General features: G+C 70.7%; 14 protein-coding genes. 11 read left to right on the forward strand and 3 right to left on the reverse strand.

Annotation, left to right across the window (positions count from 1 at the left end; genetic code table 11):
* Positions 1–105: 105 nt before the first annotated feature.
* Positions 106–1,113: an NlpC/P60 family protein gene (locus GTY47_RS12400; protein WP_029180933.1), complete on the reverse strand. Its 1,008-nt coding sequence runs from the start codon at positions 1,111–1,113 to the stop codon at positions 106–108.
* A gap of 150 nt (positions 1,114–1,263) precedes the next feature.
* The gene (locus tag GTY47_RS12405) at positions 1,264–2,001 is read right to left on the reverse strand and encodes a trypsin-like peptidase domain-containing protein (protein WP_010036297.1); all 738 of its coding nucleotides are present in this window, start codon (positions 1,999–2,001) and stop codon (positions 1,264–1,266) included.
* 289 nt (positions 2,002–2,290) lie between these two features.
* Here GTY47_RS12405 and GTY47_RS12410 point away from each other — a divergent pair, with 289 nt between their 5' ends.
* From GTY47_RS12410 to GTY47_RS12440, 7 genes are all read left to right on the forward strand, one after another.
* Positions 2,291–3,580, forward strand: a complete 1,290-nt coding sequence (locus GTY47_RS12410; protein ID WP_010036298.1) for a S53 family peptidase — start codon at positions 2,291–2,293, stop codon at positions 3,578–3,580.
* A gap of 437 nt (positions 3,581–4,017) precedes the next feature.
* Positions 4,018–4,326 (forward strand): hypothetical protein, encoded by a 309-nt coding sequence (locus GTY47_RS12415; protein WP_003991275.1) that lies wholly within the window; start codon positions 4,018–4,020, stop codon positions 4,324–4,326.
* 186 nt (positions 4,327–4,512) lie between these two features.
* Entirely contained in the window at positions 4,513–5,337 is an 825-nt protein-coding gene (locus GTY47_RS12420; protein WP_010036301.1) for a hypothetical protein, read from the forward strand.
* Positions 5,327–6,661 (forward strand): hypothetical protein, encoded by a 1,335-nt coding sequence (locus tag GTY47_RS12425; RefSeq protein ID WP_010036303.1) that lies wholly within the window; start codon positions 5,327–5,329, stop codon positions 6,659–6,661. Before GTY47_RS12420 ends, GTY47_RS12425 begins: the two co-directional genes overlap by 11 nt.
* Positions 6,658–8,214, forward strand: a complete 1,557-nt coding sequence (locus tag GTY47_RS12430; protein ID WP_010036304.1) for an SCO6880 family protein — start codon at positions 6,658–6,660, stop codon at positions 8,212–8,214. The genes GTY47_RS12425 and GTY47_RS12430 overlap by 4 nt, the downstream gene beginning before the upstream one ends.
* A gap of 6 nt (positions 8,215–8,220) precedes the next feature.
* Complete coding sequence (locus tag GTY47_RS12435) at positions 8,221–9,630, forward strand: ATP-binding protein (protein WP_010036307.1); 1,410 nt, start codon at positions 8,221–8,223, stop codon at positions 9,628–9,630.
* Positions 9,631–9,641: 11 nt separating this feature from the next.
* Entirely contained in the window at positions 9,642–11,330 is a 1,689-nt protein-coding gene (locus GTY47_RS12440) for a type IV secretory system conjugative DNA transfer family protein (RefSeq protein ID WP_010036310.1), read from the forward strand.
* Here GTY47_RS12440 and GTY47_RS12445 read toward each other — a convergent pair.
* Positions 11,319–11,888, reverse strand: a complete 570-nt coding sequence (locus tag GTY47_RS12445; protein ID WP_040902682.1) for a GNAT family N-acetyltransferase — start codon at positions 11,886–11,888, stop codon at positions 11,319–11,321. The two genes, GTY47_RS12440 and GTY47_RS12445, sit on opposite strands and share 12 nt — an antisense overlap.
* A 94-nt stretch (positions 11,889–11,982) precedes the next feature.
* On the opposite strand from GTY47_RS12445, the gene GTY47_RS12450 reads away from it, so the two are divergent.
* Genes GTY47_RS12450 through GTY47_RS12465 form a run of 4 tightly spaced genes read left to right on the forward strand, consistent with a single transcriptional unit; the run spans position 11,983 to position 15,616 of the window.
* Entirely contained in the window at positions 11,983–12,903 is a 921-nt protein-coding gene (locus GTY47_RS12450) for an ABC transporter ATP-binding protein (RefSeq protein WP_010036315.1), read from the forward strand.
* A complete protein-coding gene (locus GTY47_RS12455) occupies positions 12,900–13,679 on the forward strand; it encodes an ABC transporter permease (RefSeq protein WP_010036318.1) in 780 nt (259 codons plus the stop codon). The genes GTY47_RS12450 and GTY47_RS12455 overlap by 4 nt, the downstream gene beginning before the upstream one ends.
* A gap of 24 nt (positions 13,680–13,703) precedes the next feature.
* Positions 13,704–14,948 (forward strand): histidine kinase, encoded by a 1,245-nt coding sequence (locus tag GTY47_RS12460; RefSeq protein WP_029180934.1) that lies wholly within the window; start codon positions 13,704–13,706, stop codon positions 14,946–14,948.
* Positions 14,945–15,616, forward strand: a complete 672-nt coding sequence (locus tag GTY47_RS12465; RefSeq protein ID WP_010036324.1) for a response regulator transcription factor — start codon at positions 14,945–14,947, stop codon at positions 15,614–15,616. The genes GTY47_RS12460 and GTY47_RS12465 overlap by 4 nt, the downstream gene beginning before the upstream one ends.
* Positions 15,617–15,673: the final 57 nt, after the last annotated feature.

Consider the following 15,673-nt stretch of genomic DNA (forward strand, 5'->3'; position numbering starts at 1 on the left):
ACGCATGGTCCCCGTCGATACGTTCCACACTCCACCGAATGATCACGCAGACGTTATCGAAGAGAGACACGTCTTTGCAGCTCAGGGGGTGGGTTCACGCACGGCTCACACCGTCGTCGGCAGTGCTTTCGCGCCATCTTCGGTGACCCGGGTGGCCCCGAAGTAGTCGGGGGTGTCGATCGGGTCGAACCGGATCACCGCACCCGTTCGCGGCGCGTCGATCATGTACCCACCTCCGACATAAATGCCGACATGCCGGATGGCACGCGAATTGGTGAGGTCGTCCGAGAAGAACACGAGGTCTCCGGGGAGCAGTTCGTCCCGCGCGGGGTGCGGCCCGGCGTTGTACTGGTCGTTGGCGACGCGCGGCAGCTTGATGCCGACGGTCTCGTAGGCGGCCTGGGTCAATCCCGAGCAGTCGAAGCGTCCGCCCTGCTCAGCGGTGCCGGTGCCGCCCCAGAGGTAGGGCGTGCCGAGTTTCTTCTGCGCGTACTCGATGGCGCCGGCGGCCTGCTCGGAGGGGTCGACCCGCCCGACGGGCGCCGCGAAGCTCTCCGAGAGCGTCGTGATCCGCTTCACGTAGTTCCGGGTCTCGGTGTACGGCGGCACGCCCCCGTACTTGATCACCGCGTACGCCCCCGCGTTGTATGCAGCCAGCATGTTTTCGGTCAGATTCCCGCCAACCTTCTTCACGTACGACGCGAGTTCGCAGTCGTACGAGGCGGCGGAGGGAATCGCGTCCTTCGGGTCCCACACGTCACGGTCGCCGTCGCCGTCGCCGTCGATGCCGTGGGAGGCCCAGGTGCCGGGGATGAACTGCGCTATCCCCTGCGCGGCGGCGTGGCTCTGTGCCCTGGGGTTGAAGCCGCTCTCCTGGTAGAGCTGGGCGGCGAGCAGGGCCGGGCTGATGGCGGGGCAGAGATTGCCCCACTTCTGCACGAGGGCCGAGTACGCGGCGGGCACCGACCCCTTGGCCAGCGCCTTCGCCCCACCGCCGACCCCGTTGACCAGGTTTCCGGCGACGATGTAGACCCCGACGACGAGCAGCATCACGAAGGCCAGGGCGGAGCTGATCGCAACAGTCGCCACGATCCATGCCTTACGCACCGTCAACCGCCCCTCGCCGGCCAGGAGTCCGTCGCCTGGTCAGTGTAGAGGGGGCCGCCGAAGGCCGGAATGATCACGGGGAGGAGAGTCGGGGCGGAAAGGGGAACAGCCGACAGCACGGGGCGGCACACCGGGGGCAACCGGCGCACGGCCCCGTCACGGGTCACCCGCCGCCTCCCGGTACAGCCGCTCCGCCTCCGCGCGGAGCACCACGCTGTAGGACACGTCGGGGGTCGTCCCGCCGTCGTCATGGCCGCCGAGGACCCCAACGACCTGCCCGTCGCCGTTCACCCAGGGACTCCCGCTGGTGCCGCCGGTGAATCCAGGGCACACGATGCGCTGCTGGGTGGGGCTGTGCACGGTCGGCTTGTTGGTGCAGCTGACGGGCGTCTCGCGGGAGTCGGGGTATCCGGTGAGGGTCACGGCCGTCGCCCCCGTCGCCGTACCGGTGGCGAACCGGTAACCACCGACGACGTCCTCGACTCCCTTCCCGCCCCGCGGCGCGACCACGGCGAACGCCACGTCACTGTCCTCCCGCCGCCCCTCGACCCACCCATGGGGCAGGAACCGTCGCTTCACCTTCCACACCCCGTAGGGCGCACGGCCGTTCCGGTACCCGGGCACGAACACGAGCTCCCCACGCCCGTCCAGGCAGTGCGCCGCGGTGACGACGAGATTCCGGTACGGCGCCCGCACCACGGACGCGGTGCAGAAGTGGGCACCGGCCGGGTGGGCCGCCCGGCCGGCCGGGACGAGCACCCCGACCCGCGCGCTCCCCGCGACCGCCCCCGCGGTGACGGTCACACCGAGGGGCCCGGCCCCGTCGTCGGCCACCGCGGTGGACGCGGAGGTGAGGGCGACAAGGACCACGGCGAGGGACAGGACGCGCTTCATCGGGGCCACTGTGTCCGACGAAGGTGAGAAAAACGTTGCCGCCGACCCCAAGCACCCCTGGATCCCGGCCCCTTGGGTCAAGCCGCGCCCATCCCGCGGCCATCGGCCCGTCACCGATCGGTAAGCCCCGCACCCGCTTCAGTAAGGCGGAAGTCAGGATTCCGAAACCCGTCTTGTTGTCGCGTACTCAACAAGCGATCGTCGTCGCGGGTCGCCGCCCCCGCCGGGAACCGTACCGGCGGATCCCCCACCCGCAGGCCTCTGTCCACCACTGCCAGGAGGCTGTACCTTGCGCACGACACCGCACAACTCTCCCGCCGGCCGCCGCAGATGGCGCCGCACAGGCGCCGCCGTCACCGCCACCGCCGCACTCCTCCTCACCGGCCTCACCACCGCCGCCCACGCCGACACCGCCCGGGCGAGCACCTCCCGGGTCACCTGGACCCGCTCCTGCGCGCTCCCCCGCCACAAGGACGAGATGGCCTGCAACGCCCTGCGCGTCACGGGCGGCCGCACCGCCTTCCAGCAGCAGCACGGCATCTCACCCGGGGCCGCCGAGGCCTCCTCCCCCTCCGGCTACGGCCCCTCCGACCTCCGGGCCGCCTACGGCCTGACCTCCGCCGCCGCGAGCAACGGCACCGGCCGCACCATCGCCATCGTCGACGCCTACGACGACCCCAATGCCGAGTCCGACCTCGCCGCCTACCGCTCGCACTACGGCCTGCCCGCCTGCACCACTGCCGGCGGCTGCTTCAAGAAGGTGAGCCAGACCGGCTCCACCACCGCCCTCCCCACCGCCGACAGCGGCTGGGCCGGCGAGATATCCCTCGACCTCGACATGGCCAGTGCGCTCTGCCCGAACTGCCACATCCTCCTCGTCGAGGCCAAGTCCGCCTCCATGGCAAACCTGGGCACCGCCGTCAACGAGGCCGTCAGCCTGGGCGCCAAGTACGTCTCCAACAGCTACGGCGGCGGCGAATCCTCCTCCGACGCGACGTACGACTCCGCCTACTTCAACCACCCGGGCGTCGCCATCACCGTCAGCGCGGGCGACGGGGGCTACGGCGCCGAGTACCCGGCGGCCTCCAAGTACGTCACGGCCGTCGGCGGCACCAGGCTCACCACCTCCTCCACCACCCGCGGCTGGACCGAGAGCGTCTGGCGGACCAGCAGCACCGAAGGCACCGGCTCCGGCTGCTCCGCCTACGACGCCAAGCCCGCCTGGCAGACCGACACCGGCTGCGCCAAGCGCATGATCGCCGACGTCTCGGCCGTGGCCGACCCGGCGACCGGAGTCTCCGTCTACGACACCTACGGCGCCGACGGCCAGGGCTGGGCCACCTACGGCGGCACCAGCGCCTCCGCCCCGATCATCGCGAGCGTCTACGCCCTCGCGGGCACCCCCTCCAGCGGCTCCTACCCGGCGAGGTTCCCCTACGCGAAGACCTCCGCCCTGAACGACGTCACCAGCGGGACCAACGGCACCTGCGCCACCAGCTACTTCTGCACCGCCCGAACGGGCTATGACGGCCCGACCGGCTGGGGCACCCCGAACGGAGTCGGCGCCTTCACCGGCTGACCCTCCCTCTCGTGACGGACCGTCACCGGTGGGACGAACGGGCCGCGGCAACCCAGCCGCGGCCCGTTCGCCGCGCCAGGTAGCCTTCACCCGGAGAACACCGGGACGATCCCTCACCCGACCGACCGTCAGGAACGGTCCGGAAGGTGACGCAGGTCGCAAAAGGGCACAACGACGGAACCACACGACAGGTTCCACTCAGGCCTCATTGCCCGGCGTGAACTGCCGTGATACACAGAGTGACTATACGATCCTTCGTGCACCGTCCGTCCCCTCCCTTAGGGGCCGGCACGGAACAGTGGCAAGGTATTCGTACGAAACCCGCCAATCAATGACGCCAAGTCGACATACGACAGCGTCATTGTCGGCGAGAATGAGGCCTGACCTCTGCACGACCGCAGAGGATGCGGAACTACCCAACAGGGGCGGTGACTTACATGCTCTTTGCGGCCGATAAGGGAGACATCAACACGATCATCGGCGGGATCGCTCCGGACTGGGGCCCCTTCGGCAGCCTGGGCAACGAGGCCAAGGTGATGATCGAGGTCGTGATGGCGGTGGCCATCCTGCTCTGCCTCGGCATCGCCATCTGGGGCGCCGCCAAGCAGCGCATCGGTGCCACCGCCCTGCGGGACACCTTCAGCGCGGAGCAGGGCAAGGGCCTCATCATCGCGGGCCTCACCGGAGTCTTCATCATCGGCTCGCTCGGCACGCTCTTCACCATCGTGTACGGCATGGCCGTGTAGGCCGGGCCCCACCCGCCCCGGCCGGGCACGCCCGGCTCCCCCTCCATCCCACCCGCCCGTCGTGCCCACCGGCGAAGGTTGCGTTTCCCTGATGTCGAGTCACCACACCGCGCCCGCGCGGGAACCAGCACGGCTACCGTCGTACGAGGAGTACGAGCGGTACGACGTCGAGGGGGCGTACGCGGCATGAGTCTCGGTGACGAGCACGAGGCCTCCGGCGGTTACGGCGGCACGGGCCAGACCCGCACCCGCCTGCCCGACACCGGAGCCGACCCCTACGGCACCCCCCGCCGCCCCCGCTCGTCGTCCCGCAGCCTGGTCACGGTGGTCGGCGTAGTGGTCCTCCTCATCGCCGCGATCGCCTTCGCGAACCGGGGCGGAGGCGAACCCTCGTCCGCGGGCAGCGCCGACAAACCGGAGGCAGCGGCGACGGCGCCTTCGGGAAAACGGCCGGTGCAGTCGAAGACCGGCGGCACTCCATCGGGGTTCGCGCAAGACCAGCAGGGAGTGGAGAGCGCGGCGGCCAACTACGCCGTTGCACTGGGCTCGGCCGACATGTTCGACAAGGCAAGGCGTGACGCCGTCCTGCGGGCCATCATCGCTCCCTCCCGGGTGGCCGACTTCGAAGCGAGACTGGACAAGGCCTACACACCGGAGTTCAACAAGAACATCGGCCTCAACGAGGACGGCTCAGCGCCCGCGGGCTTCACGTTCGTGTCCCGAACGAGCCCGATCGGCACCAAGGTCACTGAGTATTCCGCCAGCAGCGCGACCGTCGAGGTCTGGTGCAGCGGTCTCCTTGGCCTTGCGGGCGAGAATTCCACGACTCCGGTCACGAGCAGTTGGTTCACCATCACGATGCAACTCGAGTGGGCCAACGGCGACTGGAAAATCGTGACGCACTCTCAGAAGGACGGCCCGACGCCCGTTCCCGGCGATGACAGGGCCTCCAGCGCCGAGGAGATGGCGAAGGCCGTCGAGGAGTACGGAGGCTTCACGTATGCCCGGTAGCTCGCACCGCGTGCTCAGGCTCGTCGGCTTCGTGGCCGCCGCACAGGCGTCCGCCCTAATGTTCGCCGCACGAGCCCTGGCAGCGCCCACACCCTCGCCGACACCGAGCGAGAGCAGCGACTGTTCGCTGATCGCTCCGCCTGCCAGGAAGTACTGCGAGGAAGGTGGCGGCGCCGGCGGAGGGGGCGGTTCCGCACCCCGCCTAGACCCCACCTCCACCCTCGACCCCCTCTCCTCGCTCGCCAAGGGCTGTGCCGACGCCGCCTCCTGGACCGTCGACAAGCTCAGCGACGCCGTGAAGGAGACGGCGAACGTCGACTTCACGAACCCCAAGTTCCTCCAGCAGTACGCCGTCGTCTTCGCCGCGTCGACGATCCTCACGCTCCTGCTCTGGCTCCTGGCCGTCGCCAAGCGAGCCGTCCGCGGCGTGCCCCTCACCACCGCCCTGTCCGAGGCCATCGGGTTCCTCTGGCTGACCGTGCTCGCCTCCGCCTTCACCCCGCTGATCCTCTACACCGTCGTCTCCGCGACGGACGGCATCACCGAGGTCCTCGCCAAAGCCACCGGCGACCAGACCGACGCCTTCTTCGGCACGTTCTCCGAGGCCCTCAACAAGGGCGAGGACATCGGCGGCGGCCCGATCATGCTGATCGTCGTCTCCCTGGTCAGCATCCTCGCCGCCGGAGTGCTGTGGCTGGAGCTCGTCATCCGCGCGGCGCTCCTCTACGTCGGCGCACTCCTCGGCACCGTCGTCTACGCCGGCCTCGTCGACAAGAACCTGTGGGGCCACGTCCGCCGCTGGGCGGGGATCATGATCGCCGTGATCCTGGTGAAGCCCGTGATCGTGATCGTGCTCGGCCTCGCCGGCGCGCTCTCCGCCGACGACGGCCCCGACGCCTTCTCCGCCGTCGTCTCCGGCCTCGCCATCATCCTGCTCGCCATCTTCGCCAGCGCGATGATCTACCGCTTCGTCCCCGGCTTCGGCGACGAGATCGCCGGCTCCCGCAACAACCGCCTCATGCAGGGCGCGGAGAGCAAGGCCGCCGCGGTCATCAGCTCCCCCGCGACCCTGGTCGCGCAGGGCATCAAGACCCACAGCTCCCGCGCCGACAACAACGGCGGAGGCAGCCAGTCCTCCGCCCCCCGCCCCAGCAACCCCGCCTCCGGCGGAGTCGCCGCGCACAGCTCGCGCCCCTCGAACGGCGGCGGCGGATCTGTCCCCTCCGCCGCACCCGCACCCCGTTCGGGCAGCCCCGTCAACACTCCCCACGCCAGCAACACCCGCAACAGCAGTACCAATCGCACGGGAGGTGAAGGGCGTTGACGACCGAGTCCCACGTGTCCCATCCGGTCACGCCCCGCCGTACGTATCTGATCGGCCGCGCCCGGCCGAACGCGATCATCGGCCGCAACCGCGAGACCGGCGAGATCGCCCTGATCGTCGTGGGCGCGTTCCTCGGCATGATGTGCGGGCTCCTCGTCCCCGTGCTGTCCCTGCGCATCGTGCTGCTCGCCGGGTTCCCGATGCTGGCGCTGGCCGCCGTGTACGTGCCGTACAAGCACCGCACCTTCTACAAGTGGTTCGAGATCAACCGCAGCTACAAGCGGACCCTGAAGCAGGGCGCCACCTACCGCTCCGCCGTCATCGAGGCCGGCACCCGGCTCGACGGCCGGGAGGTCGAGATCGGCCCACCCCCGGGAATCGGCCGGATCACCTGGCTGTCCGCCCCCTTCGGCCCCGACGAGATCGCCGTCCTGCTACACGCCGACCGCAAGACCGTCACCGCCGCCATCGAGATCGAGGGCCCCGGCGTCGGCCTGCGCGACAGCGAGGACCAGGAGGCCCTCGTCGACCGCTTCGGCACGCTGCTCAAGCACGTGGCCAACGGCGACGGCTTCGTCACCCGCCTGCAGATGCTCGCCCGCACCCTCCCCGCCGACCCGGACGCCCACGCCAAGGACGTCGCCGTCCGCGGCGACGACAAGGCACCGCCGTGGCTGCAGCAGTCCTACGACCAGCTCCAGTCGATGGTGTCCACCAGCAGCGAGCAGCACCGCGCCTACCTCGTCGCCTGCATGCACTACACCCGCGACCTCGCCGCCGAGGCGAACGCCATGGCCCGGGCCGCCCGCGCCCACGGCGGCAAGGTCGACCGGGACGCCGGACTCGCCGTCGTCATGGCCCGCGAGCTGACCGACATCTGCTCGCGCCTCCAGGAGGCCGACATCCGCGTACGGCAGCCGCTCGGCCAGAGCAGGCTGTCCTCGCTGATCCACTCCATGTACGACCCGGACCACCCGATCGACCACATCCAGGCGATGACGAAACGTAATGCCTGGCCGGCCGAGCTGGACGCCATGGAGCCCACCTACCTCCAGGCCAAGACCCGCGAGTCCTCCACCCGCGCCCCCTGGTGCCACGCCACCGCCTGGGTGAAGGAGTGGCCGATGACCCCCGTCGGCGTCAACTTCCTCGCCCCGCTGCTCGTCCACACCCCGGACGTCATCCGCACGGTCGCCGTCACCATGGACCTCGAACCCACCGAGGTCGCCATCGAGCGCATGCTCACGGAGAAGACCAACGACGAGGCCGAGGCGTCCCGCGCCGCCAAGATGAACCGCACCGTCGACCCGCGTGACGTCGCCGCCCACTCCCGGCTCGACCAGCGCGGCGAGGACCTCGCCAGCGGCGCCGCCGGTGTGAACCTCGTCGGCTACATCACCGTCTCCTCGCGTTCCCCCGACGCGCTCGCCCGCGACAAGCGCACGATAAGGGCCTCGGCAGGAAAGTCGTACCTCAAGCTGGAATGGTGCGACCGCGAGCACCACCGCGCCTTCGTGAACACCCTTCCCTTCGCCACCGGCATTCGGAGGTAGGACCTGATGCGGGACCCGCTGTCCGTCCTCACCGACGCCTTCACGTCCTTCCTCTTCGGGAAGGTCGAGACGACCCGGCTCCCGGTGCGCACGTCCACGGGCCAGGCCCAGGCGGTCTACCTCCCGACCGCCGCCCCCGGCCTCGGCGACTCCGGCGTCATCATCGGCCGCGAGGTGTACTCCGGGAAGGGCTACATCTACGACCCCTTCCAGCTGTACGGCCAGCAGCTCCCCGCACCCCACTGGCTGGTCCTCGGCGAGTCCGGCAACGGCAAGTCGGCGCTGGAGAAGACGTACGTCCTGCGCCAGCTCCGCTTCCGCGACCGTCAGGTCGTCGTGCTGGACGCCCAGGGCGAGGACGGGGTGGGTGAATGGAACCTCATCGCCCAGGAGCTGGGGATAACTCCCATCCGCCTGGACCCGATGGCGGCCCTGGACATGGGGATCCGCCTCAACCCGCTCGACCCCGCGATCACGACGACGGGCCAGCTCGCGCTGCTCCGCACGATCATCGAGGTCGCGATGGGCCACGGCCTGGACGAACGCTCCGGCTTCGCCCTGAAGGTCGCGCACGCCTACGTCAACGAGACCATCGTCGACCGCCAGCCGGTCCTCACCGACATCGTCGAGCAGCTGCGCCACCCCGAGCCCGAGTCGGCCGAGGCGATGAACGTCGCCATAGACGACGTACGGGCCTGGGGCCTGGACGTGGCCCTGGTCCTGGACCGCCTGGTCGACGGTGACCTGCGCGGCATGTTCGACGGCCCGACGACGGTCGGCATCGACCTGGACGCCCCGCTCATCGTCTTCGACCTGTCCCACATCGACCGCAACTCCATCGCCATGCCCATCCTCATGGCGATCGTCGGCGTGTGGCTGGAGCACACCTGGATCCGCCCCGACCGGAAGAAGCGCATCTTCCTGGTCGAGGAGGCCTGGCACATCATCAACAGCCCCTTCGTGGCCCAGCTCTTCCAGCGCCTGCTGAAGTTCGGCCGGCGACTGGGCCTGTCGTTCGTGGCGGTCGTCCACCACCTGTCCGACGTGGTGGACGGCGCGGCGGCGAAGGAGGCGGCGGCGATCCTGAAGATGGCCTCGACGCGGACGATCTACGCCCAGAAGGCCGACGAGGCGAGGGCCACGGGCCGGGTCCTCGGCCTGCCCCGCTGGGCGGTCGAGATCATCCCGACCCTCACCCCCGGCATCGCCGTCTGGGACGTCAACGGCAACGTCCAGGTCGTCAAACACCTGGTCACGGAGACCGAACGCCCCCTGGTGTTCACCGACCGCGCGATGACCGAGTCCTCCGCCGACCTCGAGGACGACGCCCTGCGCGCCGCCGAACTCGAGGCGGAGGAACGCGCGGCGGCCTTCGTGGAACACCACCTGGGTGACTCCGAATCGACGGTGGCGTAGGGGGAGGACGCGTGAGACCGGACGACCGCCGCATCCAGCGCGAGAGCCAGGGAGGCATCCCCGACGGCCTGCTGGTCGGCATACTCGCGTTCCTCCTCGGCATGACCCTGCTGGTGTGGACGGCCACCGGCCTCGCCGCCCTGTTCGCCCACGGCTCCTGGCCGTCCGGCGTCACCTTCACCCGCACGCCCCTCGCCATGCGCGGCCTCATCGCCCAGCCCCACGACATCCCCGGCGCCTGGCCCGACACACCCCCCGGCGAACTCTCGGGCTACGGCCTGTTCTGGGGCCTGTTCATCGGCCAGCTGATGATCCTGATCGTCCTGGCGGTGTTCGTGATGGGCACGCTGGCCAGATGGCGGGCGGTCCGGGCGAGGCGCCGTGCGGAGCGGGCGGCATCTGCGGCACCTCCGGGTGCGGCGAGGGTTGCGTACGAGGGAGGGCCGACGCAGCACGAGGTGCCGGCGACGGGGCAGCACGGGACACCGACATCGCCCCAGCCCGGCGCACCGACGCCGGCACCGGCCCAACACGGCGTACCGACCCCGGCCTCGCCCCCACACGGCACGCCGACGCCGACGCAGTACACGGCGCCCACGCCCTCACCACACGACGTACAGACGCCACCGCCGCCGCACACGGCCAGCGCACCGACGCACCACAGCACCCCCGCGCCGACGCAGCACGACGTCCCCACCCCCCGCCGCGCGGCCCCCGACGCGGCGGCCGCGCCCACGACCCCGGCCCCCCTGTTCGGGCAGGACCGGGTGAACGGGTGGGAAAGAATCCTCGTAGCCCCGAGGGAGACCCGCCAGACGACCGCCACCCAGGCGGTACGCGACGCGGAGGGCCCAGCCCTCATCGTCACCTCGAACCCCGCCCTCTGGCAGGAGACCAAGGACGCCCGGGCCAAACTGGGCCCCACCCACCTCTACGACCCCACCCACCTCTGCTCCACCCCGGCCCGCCTCCACTGGTCCCCCACAGCCGGCTGCGAGGACAAGGCGACGGCAACCCAACGAGCCACCGCCCTCCTCACCCCCGTCCGCCCCACCGCCAAACTCGACCAGGCCCTCGGCGACACCGCCGAGACACTCCTGCGGAGCTACCTGCACGCCGCCGCCATCGACGGCCGCACCATCCGCCACGTCCACCGCTGGTCCCAGGGCACCCAGATCCAGGACGCCGTACGCATCCTCCGTACCAACCCCAAGGCCGCCCCCGGCTCCGCGGGCGAACTCGAAGGCGCCCTCACCGCCCACCCCGAACGCCGGGACATGGCCCAGCAGCTGACGACCCGTGCCCTCGCGGCCCTCTCCACGGTCAATATCCGCGAGGCTTGCACTCCCAACCGAAATGATGCCCTCGCCCTGGATTCCTTCGTCCATGAAGGGGGCACGCTTTATGTGGTGGGTGAATCCATCGAGGACCCCAGGACGAAGCCGGGCGCGATGCCCCTCCTGACGGCCCTCGTCTCCAGCGTGGTCGAGCGCGGCCGGCGCATGGCCGAACGGTCATCCTCCGGTCGCCTCGACCCACCATTCACGCTCGTCCTGGACGACGTCGCCGCCGTGGCCCCGCTTCCCCAGCTCCCGGAGCTGCTGGCCACCGGAGCGGACCGGGGCATGCCGACCCTGGCCCTGCTCCGCTCCCGCGAACAGGGCCGCGCCCGCTGGCCGCACGACGAACTACCGGTCTGAGAAGGGCACCCCCACGGAGCTTCGCTCGAGCACGAACTCCAACTCCCGCTCCCCCGAGTCCCCGAGCGGCACGGCCAACCCGCTCGGCAGGAACCCGGCCCGGCGGTAGAACCGCTGCGCCCGCCCGTTCTCCTCGTGCACGATGAGCCGCACCCGCTCCAGCCCCCGCCCCCACGCCCACTCCAGGGCCGCGTCGAACAGCACCTCGGTGAGCCCACTCCCGCGCTCCTCGGGCCGCACGAACACGCCGACGACATGCCCCTGCTTCCGCTCCACGGGAAACCCGGCCCAGTCCGTCGTCCCGGGCTCCTCCACGAGCACGGTCAGCGTCCCCACCCACCGCCCGTCCGGCCCCTCGGCGATGATCTGCTGCGCCCGGTCCGCCCCTTCGGCGGCACCGGCCGTCCGCTCCCGCCAGAAGGAGTCCGGCCTGGCCGCGGCCTCCTCGTACGTCTCCAGGAAGGCCAGGTGCGCCACCGGATCCCGCAGCGCCGCGAGCCGCAGCTCCTTCGCCGCAGGCCACTCATCAGCACGGACGGACCGGATCACATAGCTCATGCCGGCAACGGTAGTACCCGGGTACGACACGCCTCACCCCGATTACCACCGCCGGTCCGACGCCCGCCGCCCCCGCACGCACGAGCATCGAAGCATGCTGACGGCACACGAACTGACCAAACGCTACGGCGACCGGACGGTCGTCACGGACCTGTCCTTCACCGTCCGCCCCGGCACCGTCACCGGCTTCCTCGGCCCGAACGGCGCCGGCAAGTCCACGACGATGCGCATGCTCCTCGGCCTCGACGCCCCCACCCGGGGACACGCGACCGTGGGCGGACGCTCCTACGCCGCCCACCCCGCGCCCCTCACGGAGGTCGGCGCCCTGCTGGAGGCCCGCTCCGTCCACCCCGGCCGCACGGCCTACCACCACCTGCGCGCCCTCGCCCTCACCCACGGCATCCCCCGGGCACGGGTCGAACAGGTCCTCGGCCTCACCGGCCTGACCGAGGTGGCCCACCGCCGCGTCAAGGGCTTCTCCCTCGGCATGGGCCAACGCCTCGGCATCGCCGCCGCCCTGCTCGGCGACCCGGCCACGCTCATCCTCGACGAGCCGGTCAACGGTCTCGACCCGGAGGGCGTGCTGTGGATCCGCAACCTCCTCAAGTCCCTCGCCGCCGAGGGCCGCACCGTCCTCGTCTCCTCCCACCTGATGAGCGAGATGGCCCTCACCGCCGAGCACCTGGTCATCATCGGCCGCGGCCGGCTCCTCGCCGACACCACGGTCACCGACTTCGTACGCGACTCGGGCGCCGGCACCGTCAAGGTCGTCACCCCGCAGTCCTCCGACCTCGTACGCCTCCTCGCCGCCCCCGGCGTCGACATCACCACCGACACCCCCGGCACCCTCCAGGTCCGCGGCACGGACGCCGAACACATCGGCCGCACGGCAGCCGCCCACGGCATCCCCGTCTACGAACTGACCCCCAACGCCGCCTCCCTGGAAGAGGCCTTCATGGACCTCACCCGCGACGCGGTCGAGTACACGGCGACCCTCGAAGGAGCGGCAGCATGACCACGGCGACCCTCCCCTACCGCGTGACCCCGGCCCGCGTCCTGCGCTCCGAGTGGCACAAGCTCCGGACCCTGCGCTCCACCTGGATCACCCTCATCGCCACCAGCGCCCTCACCGTCGCCATGGGCGCGGGCCTGGCCGCCGCCTACGACGGCAGCGACGAGGGCGGGATGGACACGGTCCTCTTCATCCTCCTCGGCACCCAGTTCGCCACGATCAACCTCGGCGTGCTGGGCGTCCTCGCCACGGCCGGCGAGTACTCCACGGGCCAGATCCGCGCCACGATGACCGCCGTCCCACGCCGCCTGCCCGTCCTGTGGTCCAAGGCAGCCGTCCTGGCCGCGATCGCCTTCCCCCTCACCCTGCTGACGAACCTGATCACCTTCCCCCTCGCCCAGTCCTTCCTCTCCGGCACCGACCAGGCGGCCTCCCTCGGGGATCCCGGCGTCCTGCGCGCCCTCGTCGGCAACGCGGCCGGCCTCACCCTGCTCGCCGTCCTCGCCCTCGGCATCGGCGCCCTCGTCCGCTCGGTCCCGATGGCCATCGGCGTCTTCATCGGCCTCATCATGATCGTCCCGGAGGTCCTGGCCATGCTCCCGTACGAGATCGTCGACGACGCCGTCCGCTACTTCCCCGGCAAGGCCCTGGAGACCCTCACCACCGCCCAGCCCCTGCCCGGCACGGCCTCCCCGGGCACCGCCCTCCTCGCCATGATCCTGTGGACGACGGCGACCCTCACACTGGCCGCTGCGGTCCTACGACGCCGAGACGTCTGACACGAGGCATCGGAAACCCGCACGATGGACCCCGTGACGGAAGACCGGGCGCCGGAGCCCCTCACCGAGTACGCCCACCGCCTCACCCGCCGGGTGCGCGCCTTCGACCGACGCCACCCCCTGCTGTGGGACCTGCACATCACCGGTTTCTGGGTGACCGCGGCCCTGATCGACTACGTCGGTGGCGGCTGGCGCAACATCGCCCACAATCTCGACGTCCCGGGCTGGCTGCTCCTCACCCTGACCCTCGGCTTCTCGGTCCCCCTCCTCTGGCGACGCACCCACCCCAGGGCCGTCCTCGTCGCCATGGCCCCCTTCGCCCTCGTCAACGCCTGGACCGGCGCGGCCCTCCAGGCGGCCCTGCTCCAGCTCGCCGTCGTCTACCACATCGCCCTGCGCCGGGCCCTGCGCAACCTGTGGTGGGCGACAGCCCTGGTGATCGCCCCCGTCCTGGTGTCGGTCGCCCGCCACGGTGAGGGCACCTGGGACCAGCAGGTCGGATCCCAGCTGATGTCCATCACCGTGGCCGCCCTCATCGGCATCACGGTGCGCACCCGCCGCAACTACACCGAGGCCCTGGAGGACCGCGCCCGCCGACTGGAGACCGAACGCGACCAGCAGGCCCAGCTCGCCACCGCCGCCGAACGCGCCCGCATCGCCCGCGAGATGCACGACATCATCGGCCACAACCTCTCCGTCATCACCGGCCTCGCCGACGGCGGCAGATACGCGGCCGCCAAGTCCCCCGAACGCGCCGCCCAGGCCCTCGACGCCATCGCCACCACCAGCCGCCAGGCCCTCACCGAACTCCGCCGCGTCCTGGACGTCATGCGGGAGGACGAACAGAACCAGGCCGACCTGACCCCCCAACCCGGCCTCGCGGACCTCGACCACCTCCTCGACGGCGTCCGATCCGCAGGCCTCCCCGTCCACACCACCACCCACGGCAACCCCACCCTCCCCCCGGGCCGCCAGCTCACGGTCTACCGCGTCATCCAGGAAGCCCTCACCAACACCCTCAAACACGCCGGCCCCGACGCCACCGCCCAGATAGAACTGTCCTACGCGGACAAGGCAGCGGTGACAGTGACAATCACGGACACGGGCACCGGCAGCCGAACCGACGGCCCGGCCCCAGGCGGTCGTGGCCTTCCCGGAATGCGCGAGCGAACCGCCCTGTACGGCGGCACACTTGAGGCCGGCCCCCGCCCGCACCCCGAGCAGGGCTGGCGCGTCCGCCTACACCTCCCGGAGGAAAACCCGCAGTGACCACGGTCCTGATCGCCGACGACCAGCCCCTTCAGCGTTTCGGCTCCCGCATGCTCCTGGAGAGCCAGGACGACATGACGGTCGTGGGCGAGGCGGCGAACGGCAGCGAAGCGGTCCGCATGGCGGCGGAGCTCCACCCCGACGTCGTCCTCATGGACATCCGCATGCCCGGCCTGGACGGCATCGAGGCGACCCGCCGCATCACCGCCGCCGGCGACCGCACCCGCATCCTGATCGTCACCACCTTCGACCTGGACGAGTACGCCTACGCCGGCCTCCGCGCCGGAGCCTCAGGCTTCCTCGTCAAGGACGCCCAACCCGAGGAACTCCTCGCCGGCATCCGCGCGGTCGCCACCGGCGACGCCGTCGTGGCCCCCAGCCTCACCCGCCGCCTCCTCGACGCCTACGTCCACCACCTGCCGACCGATCCGGCTACGGAAACCTCGCCCGAGGAGGACCCACGCCTCGCTTCCCTCACCGACCGGGAACGCGAAATCCTCACGGTCATCGGCAAGGGCTGGACGAACACGGAGATAGCCACGCGCCTGCACCTGGCCGAGTCGACGGTGAAAACGCACGTGGGCCGGATCCTCGCGAAGACCGGCTCCCGTGACCGCATTCAGGCGGTGATCCTGGCGTACGACACCAAGCTGGTACAGCCGTCGTGAAACGCAAAAAGGCCCACACCGTAAGGTGTGGGCCTTTTCAATAATAGTTCGGCGGCG

It is taken from the genome of Streptomyces sp. SID5464 (assembly GCF_009862985.1).
Lineage (GTDB): Bacteria > Actinomycetota > Actinomycetes > Streptomycetales > Streptomycetaceae > Streptomyces > Streptomyces chartreusis_D.